This window comes from Lysinibacillus sp. NPDC093688 (assembly GCF_050280145.1).
GTDB lineage: Bacteria > Bacillota > Bacilli > Bacillales_A > Planococcaceae > Lysinibacillus > Lysinibacillus xylanilyticus_B.
The window spans coordinates 56,857-58,214 of sequence record NZ_JBNNUX010000011.1 but is presented as its reverse complement, the minus strand read 5'-3'; the positions used below and the strand labels follow the sequence as shown (position 1 = coordinate 58,214).

Here is a 1,358-nt window from a genome sequence, read left to right as displayed (position 1 = left end):
AATGAAACTACGCAAATGGATGCTCGATTGGATAAGGCTTTCTTCCAAAATCTCGTTAAATACAATGAACAACCATTTGGCGAATTAGTAGCTGCAAACTTCTTTGAACTTGATTTTTCACCAGTTATGGCAGATCCAGAAGGCACTTTCGACACAATACGTGAAAAAATCGTACTAGAGCTTACTGTAAAAGTACTGCAAGTTCAACAAATCCGTCTTGGAACAGGCACTAATGTAATAACTCCTAATCTAACAGGGCTTACTCCTCCAGTTGGTCTTGTAGATCCTCCTGTTATTCATCCTACTGAATCTTGTTAATCTCTGATTTTTAGAGGAGGAAATTAGCTATAAAAGGACATTTGAGGTTACTGAAATAATCCAATATTTAAGCTTGCAGTTGAAAGTTCGATTGAATCGAATTTTCAACTGCATTTTTTCTATAATAATATCGATCGTAAATGCACTAATAGATGCGATCAAAATAATCGAATTGAAAAAAATAATGTAAAGATAAAATTTTAGTTTTTACTAAGCAATCGTCTCTCAAACGCATTGGTATCTTAATTGCTACTGAGATTTTTGAAAGTACTCTGTGACAAAAGTAAAAGTAATGCATAAAATGGATTGTAATTATAGGTGCAACACCTAGATCAAAATAAAAGTAGCTCAAAATGATATCGTTTGAATTTTATTTATAAAAAAGAGGTATTCATTTTAAGCTATACACATCCATCAAAAGCAAAAGTATTTTAGCTGTTATCAGATATTAGAAAAGGAAAAGGAAATCGCTGTTTTTTAACCAATCTATTCATTAAGGTAAGTGGAAGTAATAAAAAATGAAAAACGTGTTACTTCGTGAGTTTTCCCTGAAGAAAACGGATTTTGAACAAGTCTCTCTAGAAGAATTCATGAAATTTTATCAAAAAATAAATCACCAAAAAGACTTCTTGGCTGGAAAAATGCGTAAGAATTTTTACTGATTAACTGTTGCACTTTATTTGTCAAAACATTATTTGGGAGTGAACTAATGAAAACTCCATGGATTAATTATAGAGAGATGAAAGAAATAAGTTCCAAGCAAAAAGTATTTGTCTATTGTAATAACCTCCTTACTATAGAAAAAGAAGATGAAACTAGCCTTACAGCACATCTAGATCCCAATCGTGAGTTACTCATTCCTTCTGAAGTTGATGCTGAGGATGAAATGAATGATCTCCTTGATATAGAAGAAGCGGATGAAACCAATTCTGTAGAGGAGAAGGAACTTGTAGCGCATCTAGACTCCGATTGTGGGCTACTGATCCATTCTGAAATTGATGTTGAGAATGAAAAGAATAATCTCCTTGATAAAGAAGCGG

General features: G+C 32.8%; 1 protein-coding gene and 1 pseudogene. Both read left to right on the top strand.

From position 1 onward, the window contains the following. Positions 1-318, top strand: a pseudogene (locus tag ACQKN2_RS11040) (CsxC family protein); the annotation flags it as partial. A gap of 709 nt (positions 319-1,027) precedes the next feature. Then, a partial coding sequence (locus ACQKN2_RS11035) for a hypothetical protein (protein ID WP_427415008.1) occupies positions 1,028-1,358 on the top strand: 331 nt, incomplete at its 3' end.